Source organism: Streptomyces sp. CNZ287, from assembly GCF_007827615.1.
In genome coordinates, this window is sequence record NZ_VISV01000016.1 from 70,143 (window position 1) to 88,449 (window position 18,307).

Sequence of the window (18,307 nt, forward strand, 5' to 3'; positions counted from 1 at the left end):
AAGCGCAGGCGGCCCTTGCAGGGCTGGACGCCCTCGTCGAACGGCGAGCCCGGTGACCCCCCGCAACACCGGGGACTCCGACGTACTCGTCATCGGCGGTGGTGCGGCCGGTCTCAGCCTCGCTCACCGGCTGACGGAGGACGGCGCTGCCACCGTGACGCTGGTCGAGCCGCCGGACGGTCCGCTGCGTCCTGCAGAGCGGACCTGGTGCTACTGGGGGGCGGGCGTCGACGGCCTCGAAGAGGCGGTCAGCGGCTCCTGGTCCGTGCTGCGTCTGCATGGCACCGACGGCCGGCCGGTCACCGTGGGACCGGCACCGTTCACCTACCGCATGGTGCGCTCCGCCGACTTCGAGCGGATGGTCCACGGCCTGCTGGGCCGTACGGACCGCGGACGTCTGCTGCGAGCCACGGTGGAATCGGTGCGCGGTGTACCCGGAGGCGCGGAGGTCCGGTGCACGCTGCCCGCGGGCCGGTCCCTGACGCTGCACGCCCGGAGGGTCTTCGACTCGAGGCCGCTGCCCGGTCTGCCGCCGGCGCGCACGCGGCTGCTGCAGCACTTCCGCGGCTGGTTCGTACGCACCGGCACCGACCGGTTCGATCCCGCGGTCGCGGATCTGATGGACTTCCGGGTCCCCCAGCCGGCACACGGGCTCGCCTTCGGCTACGTCCTGCCGCTGGCGCCGGACCGGGCGCTCGTGGAGTACACCGAGTTCTCCCGCACCGTGTTGAGCACCCGGGCGTACGAGTCGGCACTCGGGCACTACTGCCGCGAGATCCTCGGACTCGGCGCGTTCACCCCGGAGCGGACGGAGCAGGGAGTCATCCCCATGACCGACGCCCGCTTCCCGCGGCGCGCCGGCGCCGCCGTGTTCCGCATCGGGACCGCCGGCGGCGCCACCCGTCCCGCCACCGGCTACACCTTCGCCGCGGTGCAGCGGCACAGCAGAGCCGTCGCCGCGACCCTGCGGGACGGCCACGGGAACGTCCCGGCACCCCACGGGCGCCGGGCGCTGGTCATGGACGCGGTCCTGCTGCGGGCCCTGGACACCGGACGGATCGACGGACCCGCCTTCTTCACCGGCCTGTTCCGCCGGATCCCGGCCGAACGCCTGCTGCGGTTCCTCGACGGCACCACCTCACCTCGGGAGGAGTGGGGCATCGGACTGCGCACCCCCGTTTGGCCGATGCTCCGTACGGCGGTCGAGGTGCCCTTTCTGCCGCGCCGCTCCGAGCCCGCCGCCCGGATCGGAGGAAGCGGCCGATGACCCGCCCACGACGCCCGCTCGACCACGACAAGGAAGTGCGCCCTGTGCCCCCCCGCCGCACCACCGCCCCCCGCCGGGGCCGCGACCGCAAGGCCGAGATCCTCTTCCCCGCGCCCGGTGCGGAGCGATTCCGACGCGGGGACGAGCCGTCCGTCGCGGTGATCGGCGGCGGAATCGCCGGACTGGCCGCGGCCACCCTGCTGGCCGAACGCGGCGCGCGCGTGACCCTCTACGAGAAGGAGGACTCACTCGGCGGCAGGCTCGCCGGGTGGCGCACCACCCTCGCGGACGGCAGCGCGGTGACCATGACCCGCGGCTTCCACGCCTTCTTCCGCCAGTACTACAACCTTCGCGGACTGCTCCGCCGCACCGACCCCGGCCTGGAACGCCTCACCCCGCTGCCCGACTACCCCCTGCGGCACAGCGGCGGCCCGGCCGACAGCTTCGCCCGCGTCCCCAGGACCCCGCCCCTCAGCGCGCTCGGATTCGTCGCCCTCAGCCCCACCTTCGGGTGGCGGGATCTCGCCGCCATGGACGCGCGAGCCGCACTCCCGCTCCTCGATGTGCGCGTCCCCGAGGTCTACGAGCACTTCGACACCGTCACCGCCACCGGGTTCCTGGAAAGCGTGCGCTTCCCCGACGCCGCGCACCACCTGGCCTTCGAGGTGTTCTCCCGCAGCTTCTTCGCCGATCCGCGCGAACTGTCGGCCGCGGAACTGCTGCTGATGTTCCACGTCTACTTCCTCGGATCGGCCGAGGGCCTGCTCTTCGACGTACCGGGCGATCCCTTCCCCCAAGCGCTGTGGGACCCGCTCGGCGACTACCTGCGGTGCCTCGGAGCGAGCGTGCGCACCGGCACCCCCGTGCTCGGGGTCCGCACCCGCGACGGCGGGGGAGCGGACGTGATCACGGATACCGGTACCGACGGCCACCAGGCCGTGGTGCTCGCCCTCGACGCCGCGGGCCTGCGCCAGGCCGTCGCTGCGTCACCCGGCCTGGGCACTGCCGCATGGCGTGACGACATCGCCGCCCTGCGCACCGCGCCGCCGTTCCTCGTCTCCCGGCTCTGGCTCGACCGGGCGGTCCGCGCCGACCGGCCCGGATTCCTCGGCACCAGCGGCTACGGCGGGCTCGACAACATCAGCATCCTGGAGCGGTACGAGGGCGAGGCCGCCCGCTGGGCGGCGCGGACCGGGGGCTCGGTCGTGGAACTGCATGCCTACGCCGTAGATCCGGCGGCGGAACAGGAACAGGAACAGGACGTGCTCGTCGACCGGCTGCACCAGGTGTACCCGGAGACCCGCGAGGCACGCGTCGTCGACGCGCGGCACGAATGGCGCTCGGACTGCCCGCTCTTCGCGGTCGGCTCCCACCGTCGGCGCCCCACCGTGCGTACCCCCCACCCATGGCTGACCCTGGCCGGTGACGGAATCCGCTGCGATTTGCCCGTGGCCCTCATGGAACGAGCCGCCACCACCGGCTTCCTCGCCGCGAATGCCCTGCTCGCCGACCGGGGGGTACGCGGACAGGTGCTGTGGACGGTTCCGCGCTCGGGCCGGTCACCCCTGCTTCGGGCACTCGGGGCGGTCGCAGGACGGCATCCGGTCCGCTGACCCCGCGCCGCTCCCGGGTAGCCGAGAGGGGCGGCCACCGGGGCCGCGCGTCACCCGGGGAACCGCCCCGTGCTGCGCAGCGTCCAGCGCCGTTCGGCGTAGGCCAGGTCGTCGCGCCACAGGCGCCCGGCCGTACGGCGCATCAGCGGGCGCAGCACGGGGGCGGCGGCTCGCGCCACGGCGAAGCCGGGCCGGTCGGACGCGGCGACGACCGCCTCGACCACGGCGGTGCGCGGACGCTCGTGGTCCGGCCCGGTCAGCGGTGTCGCATGCGTCTCGACCACGGACGTGGCGCCCTCGCCGCCGGTGATGCGCATGACGACCGTGCGCGGCTCCGGCGCCGTGAACTCGGCCCGTACGGGGACCACGAGCCGCCCGGCCACACGGAATGAGACATCGACGACGAAGGCGTCGTCCTCGTCGCCCTGCGGCTCCCGCACCACCGACAGGTCGACGAACGCATACGGGTGGAACCACGAGCCGTGCCACGGATCGAGCCGGTTGGCCACCACGTCCTGCGGTTCGCACCGCCCCGCCGCCGTGAAGACCGCGTCCACCCCACTGCCCGTCGTGGGCCGCGGGGGCACGACAGGCAGCTCCGTGGGCTCCTCGCCACCCACGTCGTCCAGCCGCACCCAGACGAGCACGCCGTCGTCGTGCACGGGAAACGGCTCCCAGCCGGCGGCCGGGGAACCGTCCAGGGCCAGCCCGTGCCAGCGGCAGACCAACGTGCCGCACACCACCCGGCCGTCGCGCAGGGGGGCGCCCAGGTGCGGGCAGACACCCGAACCGGCGTGGGGCTCGCCGTCGTCCGAGCGCCACAGCACGACCTCCACCCCGCCGACCGTCCGGCCGTACGGGCGGTCGCCCGCGCGCACGTCGCGGGAAGCGCCGGCCACGAACCAGTTGCCGGACGGACGGGCGGATGCCCGCTTGAGCGCGTCGGCGATGAGCGCCGGGCGCGCCCGGCGCCACGTCGCCTCCTGCGCCGTCCAACCCGGCCCGGAGCCCCGCCGCCGCAACGGCGGCGACCAACGCTTGCCGCCCCTTCGACCGCTCACCGCACCGGTCCCTTCCACTCGACTGCCGCTCCGGCCGCCGGGCCCGCCCGCCACGGGGCGCGGGTACGCCACCGGGCGCTGGCCACGCCCAGTACACCGCCCGCGGCGGTTGCCGCGCGACGCCGGCGCGACACCACCGCGCGACGATGCAGCACGGTGTAGTCCTGCTCGGCGATCGCTTCGAGAATCCCGCCGTAGAGGGTGAACGCGGCACGGATGCAGGGGCGCACCCGCGGATCGAGTATGGCGATGCCCGGCTCCGCCGTCCGGTACACGTCCCGCGTCATGGCCTCCGCCGCGACGAGAGCGGCGCGGATCCGGCGGTCACGGCGCCCGGTGCGCCTGCTCCACTCCAGCAGGGGCCTGTCCACACCGTGCGCGGCCAGCAGGTCGCCGGGCAGGTAGACACGGCCCCGGTCGAGATCCTCGCCCACGTCGCGCAGGAAGTTGGTGAGCTGGAACGCCACACCGAGCGCGGCTGCGTGCGGTGCCGCCTCCTCCCGAGCCGTGACCGTGCCGAGGACCGGCAGCATCTGCAGGCCGATCACCGCCGCCGAACCATGCACGTATCCCTGCAGATCGGCGTACGTGGGGTAGTGGGTCACGGTCAGATCGGCACGCATCGAGGACAGGAAGTCGGCGAACAGCGCGTGGTCGATGTCGTACCGGTCGGCGGTGTCCGCGACGGCCCGGACCACCGGTTCGCCGCCCGCTCCGGTGCGCAGTCCGCCGGCCAGGTCGCTCTCCAGGCGGCGCAACTGCCGGTCGCGCTCCTCGGCCGTGCGATGCCGGTCGTGGTCGTCGACGATGTCGTCGGCCCGGCGGGCGAAGCCGTACAGGGCGTGCACGGCCGAGCGGCGTTCGAGCGGCAGCAGCCGGGTTGCCAGGAAGTAGGTCTTGCCGTGGCGGGCGTTGAGCCGCCGGCACCGGGTGTAGTCGGTGCGCAGCGCGGGATCGGTGATCCCGGCGGCGTCCAGTTCACGACGGGTCATCGGCACCTGCTGGGACCGGAACGGGAGCTGTGCCGGGGACGGCCGGGGGCCGGCGCGGCGGGGCGGGCCGGGGGCCGCCTCCGCCGGTGACGCGGGCGGCGGCGAGTTTGCCGCTGATGAGGACGGTCGGAATGCCGACCCCCGGAGTGGTCCCGCAGCCTGCGAGTACCACGTTGTCCAGCCCCCGTACGAGGTTGCGCGGGCGGAACGGTCCGGTCTGGGCGAAGGTGTGGGAGACCGAGAAGGGGCTGCCGGCGGCGTGGCCCTGCCTCGCCCAGTCGAGCGGCGTCACCAGGAGCTCTTCCCGGACACTGTCCGCGAACCCGTCCAGGCCCCGGCGCTCCAGTTCGCCCACCAGGCGGTCGCGGTAACGGGGGCCGAGCTCCTGCCATGCGAGGGCCGCGGGACCGACCGCGGTGTTGGGACAGGGGGCGAGGACGTAGTGGAGATGGCGTCCCGGCGGTGCCAGGGCGGGGTCGTGTGCGGTGGGGCGGGTGATCAGGAGGGAGGGGTCGCTCATCAGCTTGCCCGTGCGGGTCAGCTCCTCGAAGGTGCCCTCCCACGCGGCGCCGAAGGAGAGGGTGTGGTGGGCGAGGTGCGGCCAGGTGCGGTCGGTGCCCGCGTGCAGGATCACGGCGGACGGTGAGTGACACAGCCGGGCCGGCCGCCGGGGCGTCCGCCCCAGCAGCCCGTAGGCGGCAGGCAGCTCACACGTGAGCACCACCGCGTCACAGGGGATGCGGTCGCCGGAAGCCAGGCGGACGGCCCGTACGCGACCCACGGAGTGCTCCAGCGCGCGTACTTCGGCCTTCCAGCGCAGATCGGCACCCGCTTCCGCCGCCGCATCGGCCATGGCGCGGGGGAGAGCGTGCACGCCGCCCTTCGGGAACCAGACGCCGGCCACGGTGTCCATGTACGCGATCACCGCGTACGCCGCGAGTGCGCGGGCCGGGGTCACCCCGGCGTACAGCGCCTGGAAGGAGAAGATGCGGCGCAGGCGCTCGTCGGAGAGGAAGCGGCCGATGCGGCCGTCCAGCCGTCCGAAGCCGCCCAACGCCGCCAGCCGGGCCAGATCCGGGTGCAGCAGTTGGAAGGGTGAGTCGAAGTTGGCGTCGATGAAACGGCTCATCTGTGCCCGGTAGAGGCGTTCCAGCCACTGCCGCAGGTCGCGGTAGCCGGCCGCCTGTGCCGGTCCGGCGAAGCGGCGCACCTCCGCCTCCATCGCCTCGCCGTCGGTGTGCACGTCGAGCGAGGACCCGTCCGCGAAGCAGGCACGGTAGGCCGGATGCAGAGCCGTCAGCTCTACCCGGCGGTGGAGGCTGTCGCCGACGGCGGCGAACGCCTCGTCGGCCAGGTGCGGCATGGTCAGCACGGTGGGGCCGGTGTCCATCTCGTAGCCGCCCTGCAGCACGCGGCCGGCCCGGCCGCCGGGGCCGGCGTCCCGTTCGACGACGGTGACGCGGCGGCCCGCACCCAGCAGGTGCAGGGCGCAGGCCAGTCCGGACAGCCCGGCCCCCACCACGACGACATGGCCGGTCGGTCCCGGCACCCTTTTCACGCGGCCTCCTCCCCTCCGCGCGGGTCCACGCGTGTCGCGCGCTCGACCAGCGCGGCGAACTCGTGCCGGGGGGCAGGGGGCGCGCCGGAGCGGTCGAAGTGCACGAGGCTCAAGCCCGCCAGTTCCTCGATCTTCGCTTCCACCAGATCCCGGGCACCGATCCGGCGCAGCGCGGACCGCACCTGCCGCACGGCCTTCCCGGACCCCGGGTCCGCGTCCGGGGCCAGCGCTGCGGCGGCCTGGTGATCACCGGTTGCGTCGGCGAGCCGGACGGCGACGGCGAGGAGGTAGGTGAGCTTGCGGGAGCGCAGGTCGTCGTCGGCCGGTTTGCCGGTCAGCGCCGGGTCACCGAAGGCACCCAGGAGGTCGTCACGGAGCTGGAAGGCCAGCCCGGCGCACCGGCCTGCCGCCCGCAGCGCGTCCAGCGCGGGCGTGTCGGCCCCGGCCAGGGACGCTCCCAGCGCGAGGGGCCGGGCGGCGGTGTACAGGGCGCTCTTCAGGGTGGCGATGGTCAGCGCCTCACCGACACCGGACGCACGTGTGGCCTGGGCGCGCAGGTCCCGGTACTGTCCGGCGACCATCTCGGTGCGCATGGCACGCCACTCCTCGCACAGACGCGAGCCGTGCGGCGTACCGAGCGCCGTCTCGGTGAGCACGTCGTCCGCCCAGGCAAGCGCCAGATCACCGGTGAGAACGGCGGCCGAGGTGCCGAAGGACTCCGAGGAGCCGTGCATGCCCGCTGCCCGGTGCCTGCGGGCCATGTGGACGTGCAGGGCCGGTGCGCCCCGTCGCCGCACTGATCCGTCCATCACGTCGTCGTGCAGGAGGGCGCACGCCTGGAGCAGTTCGAGGGCTGCACCCGTCCGCAGGAGGGCGGTGGCTTTCCCCGAGCCGCCTGCGGCGCGCCAGCCGCAATGGGCGAACGCGGTGCGCAGCCGTTTGCCGCCCTGCACGGCCAGTGTGGCGAGGCGGTCGGCCAGCTCCCGGGCGAAGACGGGATCGACGGCACGGGAGTGCCGCAGCCGTTCGCCGAGTACCTGCTTGAGGACGGTGCCGACGGCGTTCGCCGCGTCGGTCGCGGTGAGAGGGGCGTCGACGGGGTCGGCCGGCGGGGCCGCCGTCGGCGGCAGTCCAGTCATGCGGAGCCCCCTTCTCATTCTTGGTCGTCCGGACCCCGCTGCCTGCGCCGGGTGCCCTGTTGCGGATGCACTGATTCCTTCCCGGTCCGGAGCTGAATCCGGCCGAACTCACCTCAGTGGCGCAACGTCATGGGGCTCATGGCGGTATGTCGCCCCGCGCGTGTTCCTGTTCGCGTACGTCCGTGAGGTCGGCGAGCCGGTCCAACTGCCGCAGCGGCCGGGCGACGCGCTGGTTGCCGGCCAGCAGGTCCCGGTGGCGGTCGAAGAAGGCCCAGTAGCCGGCGGTGTACGGGCACGCGTGGTCGCCGGTGCGGTCGCCTGGCCGGTAGACGCAGGGGCCGCACAGGTCGCTCATGCGATTCACGTAGGCGCCGCCCGACGTGTAGGGCTTCGTCGTCATCCGGCCGCCGTCGGCGTACTGGGACATACCGACGACGTTGGGCAGCATCACCCAGTCGTAGCCGTCCACGAAGCAGCGGTGGAACCAGTCCGTGACGGCGGCGGGGTCCCAGCCTCGCTGGAGTGCGTGGCTGCCGAGGATCATCAGCCTGGGGATGTGGTGCGTCCAGCCGGTGTCACGCACCTGGGCCAGGACGGTGCGCAGGCAGTGCGCCCGGACGGCATCCGCGTCCAGGTCGTTCCACCAGTCGGGTGGCGGGGCGGTGTGCCGCAGCTCGTTGGAGCGCCGGTAGTCCTCGCCGAAGTACCAGTACACCTGCCAGACGTACTCGCGCCAGCCGGCGATCTGGCGCACGAAGCCCTCCACGCTGTTCAGCGGCGCCCGGCCCGCGCGCCACGCCTTCTCGGCCTCCTCGACGCACTCGGCCGGGTCGAGCAGGCCGAGGTTGAGGGATGAGGAGAGCAGGCTGTGGCTCATGACCGGGTCGGCGGCGAGCATGGCGTCTTCGTACGGCCCGAACGTGGCGAGCCGCTGATCGACGAAGCGCCGCAGCGCGCGCTTTGCCTCCGCCCGGGTAGCGGGGAACAGGCGCGGCCCGTCCCGTCCGACGAAGGAGACGTCGCCGTCGCGTTCCCAGCGGTCGAGGTCGTGGCGGACTTCGTCGTCGATGTCGTCCTCACGGGGCCGGTACGGGCGGGCGACCTGGAGGGCGGCGGTCTCGCGGGGCGGGGGCTCCCGGTTGTCGTGGTCGAGGTTCCACCGGCCCGCCACGGGCTGATCGCCGTCCATGAGCAGGTCGTGTCCGCGACGGACCCAGTGGTAGAAGTGCTCCTGCCGCAGGCGCCTGCCGCCCTGACCGTCCGCCCAGGCGGCGAAGTCGGCCATCGGCACGAGGAAGCCGCGGGCGGGGCCCACCGTCACCCGGGGCAGGCCGCGCACCAGGCGGAGGGCCGCGTACGAGGTGGGGTGGTGGACGCCGACCGGGCGGCCACGAGCGGCCCGGTCCAGGCCCTGGCGGTAGGTGTCGGCACGTACATACGCGACGCGGTCGCCGAGTTCGGCCGCGCGGTGGCGCATCGCGGACAGCACGAGGTGGGCCTTGGCCCGGTGGAAGCGGCGCCGCCGGAACACGGAACGCGCCTCGATCATGAGGAGGGGAGTGTCGCGAGCGGGTCCCTCTTCGCCCGGGGTGAGGAAGTGGGGGCCGAGTTGGTCGCCGAAGAGCCAGTGCATGACGGGTGCCTCCTCAGTCGCGGCCGCGGGCGTGCTCGGAGCGGGCGAGCCCTTCGGCGAGGTCGATGAGCGGGTCCGGGTGGTCGAGTCCCTCCGGCCTGGACGGGGGAGCCGGCGACGGCACCGGCGTCACGAGGCGGACCCGGTGCCCGGATACCCGTCCCGCTGTCCGTGTGGCGCCACGGTCCTTCCTGTCCGGCTCGCTCCAGGACACACCGCCCTGTCGACCGATCATGCGCCCCGCAGCGTGACGGCGCCTGTTGTGGAGAGGCGGCCCGGGACCCGAACCCCGCCACTGGTCCACTCCCTGCCGGCGGACAGCCCTCAGGTCTCCTGCTTTCGGTACCGGTCTGTGGTTCCACCCGGTGGGCTGCACCTGCCGCCGGGACATGGCGGCGGTGATGAACGACGCGACAGCCGAGACCAGCAAGATCGTAGGGTGAGGGCGGCGAGCCGGTTGCCCTCGACGGAACGTGCAGCCGTTCACGGCCGGACTCCGGACTCTCCCGGGTGAACCGCGGCGCGGGCGGCCCGGCGACCGTGGGCGGGTACTTCGACCGTGCGGGCTACCGGGCCGCGGCCGGGGGCGGGGGCCGGTGTAGCGGAGGATCCACAGGCCCTGGTTCTTGTCGGAGATGCAGATGTAGCCGCGGCGGTCCACGACCACGTCCTCTGCCTGCAGCGCGAGTTCGCCTTCGGGCATGGGGCCGTAGCGGCGGGTCGGTGCGGGGGGCATGAAGTGGCCGGCCTCGCGGTCATCCAGTTCCCGCGGGAGATCAACCCGTCGCTCTTCGACGACATCGTCGGGGGCGCAGCATGCGGCGCTGCATTCGATGGTCATCGCCCGCATCCGGACGCTGTCCGAGGGCCGGGGATGACGTTCTCCGAACCATCACGCCGCTTGTCGATCTCTTGAGACGTGAACGGCAGAGACGGACCGGGGACCGGCCGGGGAACCGCCTACATACGCGCGGATGAGACGTACGACGCCTTCACCGCCTCCCAGCGCTCCTCCTGCCGCGCCGTCAGCCGGCCGCGCAGTTCCGCGAGTTTCAGCAGGTTCGCCTCCGCGTCCTGGGCGAGCATCTGGGCCTCGCCCCGGTAGTGGTCGTCGATCAGCGCCTCCACCTCGTCGTCGTTCATCACCGGCATGATCCGCTCGGCGAGCTTGTTGGTGTTCCGGTACGAACCCTGCAGCTTGAACGGCGGTTCCGTGCGTGAGGCGTCGGTCTGCGCCGCGGAGGCGATGTACGCCGCGTTGACCGTGAGCACGGTCTGCCGCACGTGCAGCAGCCTGCGCAGCACGCCGAGGACCTGGTCCAGTTCGGCCGTGGCGTACGGGTGGGCGAGGCGGTCGGCGCGGGCGTCGGCGTCGCCGTGGGCGAGGCGGACCAGCAGGTCGATGTCGGTGCGCTCCCGGGACGTCAGAGGAGCCAGCACGGGGTTGGAGGTGAGTGCGTTCTCGATGTGGCTGAGGGCGAACAGCCGCTCCTTGCCGGACAGGACGTCGCCGAGGTTCCAGACGTCGGCGCGGTTGGCGAGCATGTCCGGTACCTGGAAGCGGGCGCCGGACTCCGTGAACGGATTGCCCGCCATGCACACCGCGAAGCGCTTCCCGCGCAGGTCGTAGACGCGTGAGGCGCCGTCCCACACGCCCTCCATGCGGCGCTGCGCGTCGCAGAGCGAGACGAACCGCTGCAGCAGTTCCGGCGACGTGTGCTGGATGTCGTCGAGGTGGAGCAGGGTGTTGTTGCCCAAGGCGAGGGCGAAGTTGATCTTCTCGACCTCCCGGCGGGCGGCGGCGTCCGGGGCCGCGGCCGGGTCGAGGGAGGTGGTGCCGGTGCCAAGCGCCGGGCCGTCGACCTTGACGAAGACCAGGCCGAGCCGCGCGGCGACGTACTCCATCAGCGACGTCTTGCCGTACCCCGGCGGGGAGAGCAGGAGCAGCAGCCCCTGGCTGTCGGTGCGGCGGGCGCCGGACTCGCCGCCGGCGGCGCCGAGTTGCCGGGAGAGGTTGTCGCCGATGAGCGGCAGGTACACCTCGTCCAGGAGGCGGTTGCGGACGAACGCCGGCATGACCCGCGGGCGGTACGCGTCCAGGCGCAGCCGCTCGCGTTCCGCGCCGACGAGGGCGGTGCGCCGGCTGAGGTACGCCCGGTAGGCCGGCACCCGTACGTCGCGGAACTCGGCGGTGCGGGTGAGGAACTCGTCCAGGCGCACCGCGAGCCGCCCGCCGTCGATGCGGCGGTGCGCGCCCAGCAGCCCGTCGACGGCCGTCTCGGTGGCGGCGTCGGAGTCATGCCGGGCGAGGGCGTCGCCGGTGGCCTCCACGGCCACGGCCTCCGCGAGGCACCAGGCGTCGGCGCCCGTGCCGGCCGCGTACGCGCCGAGCCAGGCGGCGGCGAGCTGGTGGCGGGCGGCGGGGTCGTCGGCGAGGGCACCGAGGTCGTGCTCGTACTCCTTGGCGGCGCCCGCGCCGAGCGCGTCCCGGAAACCGGTGCGCAGACCGCGGGCGGCGGGGCTGGTGACGAACGCGGGCGGGTCCGCGGCGGCCAGCTCCTCGAAGAGGTAGGCGCCGACGCCGGCCGGGGCCGGCGCGCCCGGGCAGGGGAGTCCCGCCGCGGCGAGGAACTCCGCCGCGCGGGCGGCCAGTTCCGCCGCCGGCTCCACCGCGACGCCGTCGAGGCCGAACGTCGCCCGCGCGCGGGCCAGCGACCGGGCCCGCGTCGACCAGCCGGCCCGCTCCTCCGCCCCGGTCCCGTACGCCCAGAACAGCTGCGCCGCGGCCCGGACCTCCGGCGTGAACCGCAGCAGGCCGCACTCCTCCCGCAGCCGCAGCAGCGCGCCGAGGATCGCGGCGGCGTCCTGGTCGTGGACACCGCGGTCGTACCCCTCGTCGTACGCCTCCTCCGCCGCCCGGCGCGCCAGCTCCGGCAGGCCGCCGCCCGCGGCCGCCGCCGCCAGCTCCGCCGCCGGCGTGCCGGCGAGCAGCCGTGCCGCCAGGTACTCGCCCCGGTAGACCGCCGGCGACTCGGAGACCAGCGGCTCGTCCCAGAAGGCACGGGTCTCCGCGAAGCCGGGGTCCGCCACCGGCGCCCGGTAGTCCGTGCCGGTGATCACGAACACCGGCTGCCCGTCCTGCGGCACGAGCGTCAGCTCCGCCGGACGGGTGTCGACGGCGAACCGGTGCCGCCCCAGGCGCAGCGTCCCCTGCCCGTCGTAGAGGTCGGTGCGGTCGCGCAGGGCCCGGGCCGCCTCCTGGCGGGCGGCCTTGAGCCGCCCCTCCAGCTCCTCGGCGTGCACCGTGCCGCCGAGCGTGCGCAGCTCCGCGGCGGTGGTACGGACCTTGGCCACCAACGGGTCGGAGGCGAAGAAGGTGTGGACGTCGTCCGCCGACGGCAGGGCCGCCGCCCGGCGGGAGACGGTGCCGAGGATCCGCCCGGCGGACCGCGCCAGCCGGTCGGCGTGCCGGGCACGCTCGTCGAGCTGCGCCTGCTTGCGGGCGGAGAACGACTCGTAGACCTCCTCGCGCTTCGCGGCGATCTGCTCGGCGAAGTCCTCCGCGGAGCCGAACTTCGCCTCCAGGTTCTCCAGCCGCAGCATGAGCCGGCCCAGCTGGTCGTCGCAGTCCTCCGGCGTGCCGGCCGCGGCCAGCCCTCCGGTCACCGCCTGGCCCAGCAGCGCGAACTCGGCGGCGAACTCGGCCCTGCCCTCGCGCTCGTGCAGTTCGCGGCGGCGGCCGTCCAGCAGGGCGCGGGCCCGGTTGGCGGCGCCGAGCACCTCGCCGATACGGGCGAGGATCGAGGTCCGTACGGTCGCGTCCGCCAGGTCGAGCGTGCCGACGACCTCGGTGACCGCCTGCAGCGCGCCGGCCTGCTCGTCGATGCGCTCGGCGACCGGTGCCGCCGCCGCTGCCGTCCCGACCGCGGCGGCCTCGGCGGCCAGCTCGTCGACGGCCCGGCGGGCGGCGTCGAAGGCGGTCTCCTCGCCGAGGAACGCCACCGCGCGGCGGCCGAAGGCCGCGAGCGACTCGGCGAGCTGCGCGTCGAGTTCGCCGATGCGGGCCAGGTCGGCGTAGCGCTGCTCGCGCAGTGTCTCCAGGCGGCCCTGGGAGCGGCGGAGCCCGGCGAGCCGGCGCACCCAGCCGTCGGCGGTGTCCGGGGAGGTGCCCCGGGCCCGGCGCACCTGGCCGGTGATCCGTTCGGCGGCCTCGGCGACCGCCGCGGCGGCCTGGGCACGCAGCTCCTCGACGCGCCCGAACTCGTCGATGACCTGCGCGGCGGTGGTACGGACGGCCGCCAGCGGCTCGGCGAGGTCCCCGCAGGCCGCCTCGCCCAGCCAGTGGTGGCGGTCGGCGACGCGGACGGCGGCGGCGACGATGGCCTCGAAGACGGCGCCGTTCGGCTCCATCCCGTCGGCCAGCCGGGCCACCGACAGGCAGTCGGAGACTCCCCGTACGAGTTCGGCGTTGCCGATCCGGGCGAGGGGCCCGGTGCCGGCGGGCCGGGCGGCGGCGTAGGCGTCCGAGACGTACGGCGTACGCCAGACCTGCACGGGGTGCACGCGGGTCGGCTCGCTGCCGGCCGCCGTCCTGAAGACGATCAGCGTGCCGTCGTCGAGGAGCGACCAGCCGCGCGTCTGCCAGAGGGTGGCGACCTCCTTGCGGATGACGTTGTACGGCAGCAGCAGGGTGCGGCCCTCGGCGCGGGCGTGGAAGACGTAGAGGACGTCCTCGCCGTTCGGGGAGCGGACGAGGCCCTCGTATGCGAGGTCCTTCGTCTCGGTGTCGAAGGTCCGCGCGGCGCTGCCCGCGGGGACGTCGGCGAGGTAGTAGCCGCCGGGGAAGACGACGCCCTGCTCGTCGGGCAGCCGGCGGCATCCCCGGCCGAGGCCGTCGAGCCGGACGACTTCCGCGGTGCGGGTGTTGTAGACGAGGTGGCGGCGCGTCTTCTCCTTGTACGGGAGGATCCGCAGCAGGACGAGCGGGCCCACGACGGCGTACTCGATCTCGGCGTCCGCGAGCGACTGCAGCGGTTCGTCCACGGGCTCGCTGTGGACCCCGGCGCCGGTGCCGGTGCTGTCCTCGGCCTTGAGGGTGAGGGTGCCGCCGACGCACGCGACGAAGACCAGGCCGCGGACGGAGACGTGCGGGTGGCGGCCCTGCACGTGGTCCGCGCGGGTGGTGGCCGTCCACTCGACGTCGTCGGCGGGCCGGACGGCGTGGTCGCGCTCGCCGCGGTCGTCGACGTAGGCGACGGAGCCGTCGGGGGCGACGCGCCAGCGCAGCACGCGGATGTCGGTGGGCGCGTTCCCGGTCCGGAAGACGGCGAGGAGGTGGGAGCGGGCCAGGCGCAGCTGGAGGAGCCGCGTCTCGCGGTAGTAGCGGTACAGCTCGGCGAAGTCCCGGCGGAAGGCGGGGTCGTCGAGCAGACCGGGTACGGAGTCCTGGGGCGCGGTGCGGAACCGTATCGCCGCGCCGTCCCCACTGCCCCCGTCCGCGTCGCCGTCCCCGCTTCCTCCGCCTTCCGCGCCCTTCCCGCCGTCCTCGTCGGACCCGGTGGATCCGGCGAACTCCAGGTGCTGCAACGAGAACACGTCGCCGACGCCGGTCCCGGGGCCGCGGCCGGCGGGGGCATTGGAGCCGAACAGCAGCATGCCGCCGATCTGCACGATGTCGCGGGGCACGCAGTCGTGGTCGGTCCGGATGTGCCCGGTGCCCGCGAGCCGCGCCCCGGAGCCGCCGAACTCCGCCACGCGGCGGGCGTTGAGCGCCTCCGTCCGGCGGGCCAGCTCCTCGGCGGCCGTGCGCAGCCGGTCTCGCAGCACCTCGTACGTGCCCGCCGTCAGGGCGTCCGGGCTGCCGTGTACCTCCGGCGCGGGGGTCTCCACCTCGTCCTCCACCTCGTTCTCGTCGTCCGTTCCCGTCGTCCCACTCCCCGTCGCCCGGAGCTACTCCTTGGCCAGGGACGGCGCGCCGTTGACCGCCGCCCGGCCGGCCAGTGCCGCCACCGGGAGATCCGCCGCTCCGCTCGCCCGGGCCGCCTCCAGCAGCCCCGTCAGGGCCGCGGTGTGCGGACCGTCCGCCGCGATGAGGCGGGTGAGCAGGCCGGCGAGGCTCAGGTCCCGCAGGCCCGTCGCGCCGAGTCCGGCCGTCATCGCCGTCAGGTCGGACGTGAACGTGCTGTCGGGCCGCAGCCACGGACCCGCCATCGCCTGCACCGACTCGGAGCTGCCGACGAAGCCGTCGACGCTCTTGCCCATCGACACGGCGTTGACCAATTTGTCGAAGAAGACGCTGTCGCCGCCGACGATGCTGATGTCCGCGTTCTCCAGCCCGGTGGCGAGCACCGTCGCCTGCGCCTCGGCGATCTGGCGGCCCACGTCGACCTGCGCCAGCCGGATGTCCTTCTCCGCCTCCAGCCGCAGCCGGTACTCCTCGTGCTCCCTGCTGGCGGCGTCCAGCGCGGCCATCGCCGCGGCCTTCTCGTTGATGCCCGCGGCCTCCGCCCGGAACTTCTCCCGCATCCCCTCGGCGCCGGCGAGGGCCTTGTCCCGCTCCACGTCGGCCTCCGCCCTGCCGACCTTGGCGATGGCCTCCGCGCTGCGCTCCTGCACCTGGGCGGCGGCGAGCCCGGCGGCTGCCGCGTCGGCCTGCTTGCCCTCGGCCAGCCGGATGGCCGCCGCCGCGTCCAGCTCCGCGGCCTTGCGCCGGGCCTCCGCCATCGTGAGCTCCTCCGCGGCCCGGTGGTCCGCCGCCTGCTCGGCGGCCTCGGCGGCCTTGATGTCCTTGACCAGCCGCTCCTGCGCCTCCGCCTCCGCGGCGATGATCAGCGCCTGGCGCTCGCGCTCGGCCTCCTCGACCGTACGCAGCTTCTTGATCTCCTCCTCCTGCTGCGCCACGGTCTTCTCGACCGCGATCCGCTCGCGTACGACGTCGGCGATGTCCCGCTTCTCGCCCTCGACCTCCTTGTCCTTGGCGATCCGGGACAGTTCGGTCGCCCGCTCCCGGGCGATGACCTCCAGCAGCCGGTCCTTCTCGATCTTCTCGTTCTCGATGGCGACGACGCGCTCCCGGTTGAGCTGCGCGACCGCGATCTCGCGCTCGCGGTTCTCGTTCTGGATGCCGAGCTGCTCCTCGGTCCTGATGTGCGCGGTGTGCGCCTTGAGCCGCTCCTCGGCCTGGACCTTGGAGGTCTCGGCCTCCTCCCGCGCCCGTACGATCCCGACCTCGCGCTGCTGCTTCGCCTCGGCGTCGGCCTGGCGGCGCTCCAGTTCGAGGACCGCCTCGCGGGCCTCGACGTTCTTGCGGGTGATCTCCTTCTCCTCGTCGCGCCGCAGCTCGTTGGTGCGCACGTTCTCCACCGCGGTCAGCTCGGTGATCTTCCGGATGCCCTGGGCGTCGAGGATGTTCTCCGCGTCGAGCTGGGCCATCGGGGTCTGCTCGAGGTAGTCGATGGCGGCGTCCTCGAGGCTGTAGCCGTTCAGGTCGGTGCCGATGACGCGGATGATCCGGTCGCGGAACTCGTCGCGCTTGGTGTAGAGGTCGGCGAAGTCGAGCTGCTTGCCGACGGTCTTGAGGGCCTCCGAGAACTTGGCGTTGAACAGCTGCTGCAACGTGTCCTGGTCGCTGGCCCGCTCGGTGCCGATCGCCTGCGCCACCTTGATGACGTCCTCGACGGTCTTGTTGACCCGGACGAAGAACGAGATGCGGATGTCGGCGCGGATGTTGTCCTGGCAGATCAGCCCTTCCTTGCCGGTCCGTTCGATCTCCATGGTCTTCACGGAGATGTCCATCAGCTCGGCCTTGTGCAGCACCGGCAGCACCACGGTGCCGGTGAAGGTCACGTCGACCTTGCGCATCTTGGAGACGATGAGCGCGTGGCCCTGGCGCACCTTGCGGAACAGCCTGCTCACGGCGAACAGCAGCGCGAGGGCGATGAGCAGGACCACGGCTACGAGCACGCCGAGCCCCGTGGTGATGGCAGTCATGGGTACTTCCTTCTCTGCGGTACGGACGTGCGTGTCAGCCGAAGGAGCCGGAGGCGCCGGGGACGCCGTCGGCGGGTGCGACGCGGAAGAACTCGCCTTCGGCGTCGTATGCGAAGATCAGCGCGCGGCTGCCGGCGGCGAGGCCGTTGCCGGCGTCCGCCCTGACCTGGACGGTCGCGCTGGAGCCGTCGGCCGCGGTCACCTCCGCCTGGCCGTACGCGGGCGTGACGCCCGAGGTGCGCACGACGCAGGTGCGGCCGACGAAGTCGCGGCGGCCGACCGGCCTGCCGGTGCCGCCGAGGCGGCGCAGCGGGCGGGCCAGCAGCCAGGTGGCGTACCAGCCGGCGGCCAGGGCCAGCACCAGGCCGGCCGTCCTGGCCGGCCAGTCGAGCCACACGGGCGGCCCGGCGGCGCCGACGGCCACTCCGGCGGCCAGGGCGGTGAACCAGGCCACCGCGACGACCAGCGACAGCACCACCGTCACCGGCACGCCGCCGAGTCCGAGGGCGGCCGGCAGGACGGTGAACCCGCCCGCGCCGCGGCCGGCTGCCGCCATGTCGCCGTCCGCGCCGACGGCGTCGCCGACGAGGCCGGTCACCGCGGCGAACAGCCAGTAGGCGATCACGACGAGCAGCGCGAAGCTGAAGACGACGGCCGGAAAGCCCAGCGCCGCATCCACGAAAGCACCCATCACCGCCCCCCTCCACCACGCCGAACGGAGGCCCCCCGCCGTCGGCGCCGACGGAACTCACCTTGTCAGCAGGCGCGTTCGAAAACATTTCCTGGTTCCGGCAGGGTTTGTGCACCGTGACTGCACGGATACGGTGAGGCACGGCCGTTCCGGGCATCCCGGCCGGGGAGCGCTCCGCGGCGGCCCCGGCGTCCGGGTGACGGAGCCGGGTCGCCCTTCTCGTATGGACCACCGCCGAGTGCGGGGACACCGGTCCCGCCACCGACCGAGCGTGTGTCCGAGCAACGCGAACGGGGGGCCCGCCCTGCCGCGAAATCCACCTCGAAGCGCACTTCCGGGACGGGAGCCGACCACGCGGTCGACG

General features: G+C 73.9%; 10 protein-coding genes. 2 read left to right on the top strand and 8 right to left on the bottom strand.

Going from position 1 to position 18,307, the window contains the following annotated elements:
• Positions 1 to 52: 52 nt before the first annotated feature.
• Positions 53 to 1,267, top strand: a complete 1,215-nt coding sequence (locus FB457_RS25605; protein ID WP_145783457.1) for a lycopene cyclase family protein — start codon at positions 53 to 55, stop codon at positions 1,265 to 1,267.
• Positions 1,264 to 2,880, top strand: a complete 1,617-nt coding sequence (locus FB457_RS25610) for an FAD-dependent oxidoreductase (protein WP_486589134.1) — start codon at positions 1,264 to 1,266, stop codon at positions 2,878 to 2,880. The genes FB457_RS25605 and FB457_RS25610 overlap by 4 nt, the downstream gene beginning before the upstream one ends.
• A gap of 50 nt (positions 2,881 to 2,930) precedes the next feature.
• Here FB457_RS25610 and FB457_RS25615 read toward each other — a convergent pair whose 3' ends face one another.
• The 8 genes from FB457_RS25615 to FB457_RS25660 all read right to left on the bottom strand — a co-directional run bounded on the left by FB457_RS25615 (position 2,931) and on the right by FB457_RS25660 (position 17,943).
• Complete coding sequence (locus FB457_RS25615; RefSeq protein ID WP_145783458.1) at positions 2,931 to 3,941, bottom strand: DUF5914 domain-containing protein; 1,011 nt, start codon at positions 3,939 to 3,941, stop codon at positions 2,931 to 2,933.
• Positions 3,938 to 4,933, bottom strand: a complete 996-nt coding sequence (locus FB457_RS25620) for a phytoene/squalene synthase family protein (protein WP_047018117.1) — start codon at positions 4,931 to 4,933, stop codon at positions 3,938 to 3,940. Before FB457_RS25620 ends, FB457_RS25615 begins: the two co-directional genes overlap by 4 nt.
• Complete coding sequence (locus FB457_RS25625) at positions 4,920 to 6,491, bottom strand: phytoene desaturase (protein WP_047018118.1); 1,572 nt, start codon at positions 6,489 to 6,491, stop codon at positions 4,920 to 4,922. The genes FB457_RS25620 and FB457_RS25625 overlap by 14 nt, the downstream gene beginning before the upstream one ends.
• The gene (locus FB457_RS25630) at positions 6,488 to 7,630 is read right to left on the bottom strand and encodes a polyprenyl synthetase family protein (RefSeq protein ID WP_047018119.1); all 1,143 of its coding nucleotides are present in this window, start codon (positions 7,628 to 7,630) and stop codon (positions 6,488 to 6,490) included. The genes FB457_RS25625 and FB457_RS25630 overlap by 4 nt, the downstream gene beginning before the upstream one ends.
• Positions 7,631 to 7,766: 136 nt before the next feature.
• Positions 7,767 to 9,263, bottom strand: coding sequence for a cryptochrome/photolyase family protein (locus FB457_RS25635; RefSeq protein WP_047018120.1), 1,497 nt, complete (start codon positions 9,261 to 9,263; stop codon positions 7,767 to 7,769).
• 960 nt (positions 9,264 to 10,223) lie between these two features.
• Complete coding sequence (locus tag FB457_RS25650; protein WP_047018121.1) at positions 10,224 to 15,164, bottom strand: DNA repair ATPase; 4,941 nt, start codon at positions 15,162 to 15,164, stop codon at positions 10,224 to 10,226.
• A gap of 48 nt (positions 15,165 to 15,212) precedes the next feature.
• Entirely contained in the window at positions 15,213 to 17,252 is a 2,040-nt protein-coding gene (locus FB457_RS25655) for an SPFH domain-containing protein (RefSeq protein ID WP_047018122.1), read from the bottom strand.
• 34 nt (positions 17,253 to 17,286) lie between these two features.
• Positions 17,287 to 17,943 carry a hypothetical protein gene (locus FB457_RS25660; protein WP_047018123.1) on the bottom strand — a complete coding sequence of 219 codons (657 nt, stop codon included), beginning with the start codon at positions 17,941 to 17,943 and terminating at the stop codon, positions 17,287 to 17,289.
• Positions 17,944 to 18,307 lie beyond the last annotated feature (364 nt).

Bases quoted from the DNA above. Each gene is read 5' to 3' on its own strand.
- FB457_RS25610 (WP_486589134.1), top strand. From the start codon at position 1,264: ATGACCCGCCCACGACGCCCGCTCGACCACGACAAGGAAGTGCGCCCT.
- FB457_RS25620 (WP_047018117.1), bottom strand. From the start codon at position 4,933: ATGACCCGTCGTGAACTGGACGCCGCCGGGATCACCGATCCCGCGCTG.
- FB457_RS25630 (WP_047018119.1), bottom strand. From the start codon at position 7,630: ATGACTGGACTGCCGCCGACGGCGGCCCCGCCGGCCGACCCCGTCGAC.
- FB457_RS25635 (WP_047018120.1), bottom strand. From the start codon at position 9,263: ATGCACTGGCTCTTCGGCGACCAACTCGGCCCCCACTTCCTCACCCCG.
- FB457_RS25655 (WP_047018122.1), bottom strand. From the start codon at position 17,252: ATGACTGCCATCACCACGGGGCTCGGCGTGCTCGTAGCCGTGGTCCTG.
- FB457_RS25660 (WP_047018123.1), bottom strand. From the start codon at position 17,943: ATGGGTGCTTTCGTGGATGCGGCGCTGGGCTTTCCGGCCGTCGTCTTC.